Origin of the sequence: Anaerophaga thermohalophila str. Valhall, from assembly GCF_000250735.1 — a bacterium.
Lineage (GTDB): Bacteria > Bacteroidota > Bacteroidia > Bacteroidales > Marinilabiliaceae > Anaerophaga > Anaerophaga thermohalophila_A.
Window position 1 is genome coordinate 1 of sequence record NZ_AHZV01000116.1, and the last position, 1,463, is coordinate 1,463.

Sequence of the window (1,463 nt, forward strand, 5' to 3'; positions counted from 1 at the left end):
CTGGAGTTTCCTCAAAAATTAATCAGGGAATAAAGATAACTGGAATTGGTTGTGATGAGGACCAATCCGGCTTTTAAAATCAGCAATACCTTTCCTGCTATGTTTAAGAAGTTCATAAATACCATCGGCCATAGCATAGTTAAAGAAAGTTGGTACACCAAAGAACCTTTTTGAGAGGATAAATATTTTTTGTACCATAATTTTTAATTTCAATGACATTCCGATATAAATACTTGTAAAATAGGCAATACAATGGACAAGAACTGTAATATTCCGTATGGAATTGTAGCTTAATACCCTAATGTCTTCCAGATTGTATGATTGTTTAATGTAACGGTAACATTCATCACACTTCCATCTTGTAAGATAAATATCAACAATTTGCCACAGCTGCTTATTGTTTTGAAGATTCACCTCTTTATTTGTAAGCAACAGCATCGGATGCTTTCCAAAGCCTTTAACAATAACAAGAGTATACCAGATATCCGGATATTCAGGCAATGCAACTTTTACAGCTCCGAATTGTAAATGTATAAATTCTTCCTTTCCATCTTTGGTTATATAAATATGGGCTTTGTATGGTGTAGCTACATGATGTTGTATTCTTTCTGCTTTGACCTGGCGGTTGATGTTACCTGCAAAATGGAGATATCGGTTCATTTTTAAACGTACTACAAAGTCGAGTTCTTCACTGGTAAAACCTCTTATTATATCGATGTCATCCCCTTCGCGGTCAATTGCCCAGGTGCCATTCGAACCGATATTTGATTTCACTTTTTGTACAATTTCAATAATTTTTTCTGAACGGCCGGGATATGTGGAGTCTTCTGATGAATAAGCCTCGCAATATAAGGGTACTATCCTGTCATGAGCCAGGTTAGCTGCAGTAACCTGACATAAATGATATCCTCGGGCGGCTCTTCCACTGCTCCCGTCATAGATATTACATAACTTCTCCATCTCTTTGGCGTAAGGTTTCATAATATCGCCGGGGTCAATAGCTATTACCATTGTATCGTCTATCTTACCGGATGCTAATCGCATTATCTCTTTATTTAATTGTTCCGACAAATCTTCCGATGCCAGATTCCTGCTGAGTCGGTCCTCGGTCTTTATTAAGGGAATATCTTCCTTTAAACTCCTGCTAATATTGGATAGCTTAACATCTTTGGATGCCTGAATACCAAATATCATCTCTTTCACCAACCGTTTTTTGATTACACCAAGTTCTTTTGTAATAGTTCCTGAAAATTTATTACATTGCATCTTGAATCGGTTCAATAATAAAGAATTTGCGTCCATAAGCGTTCTGAAGTTTAGTCTTACAGCGAAGATCGTAAAATGGACGCAATTTTTTTAAGGAATCTTTTTTATAAAATGACTTTTCAGATTTCTTTCCTTCTAATTACCTAAGGTTCTAAATGTTTTGTCTCTTTTCAGCGGATTTTTGAGGAAACTCCAGT

Annotated in this window: 1 protein-coding gene; it reads right to left on the reverse strand. The window is 36.2% G+C overall.

The features are described 5' to 3' along the window. Nucleotides 1-18: 18 nt before the first annotated feature. Nucleotides 19-1,281, reverse strand: coding sequence for a hypothetical protein (locus tag OQ5_RS0106200; RefSeq protein WP_141638859.1), 1,263 nt, complete (start codon nt 1,279-1,281; stop codon nt 19-21). Between the last annotated feature and the right edge of the window lie 182 nt (nt 1,282-1,463).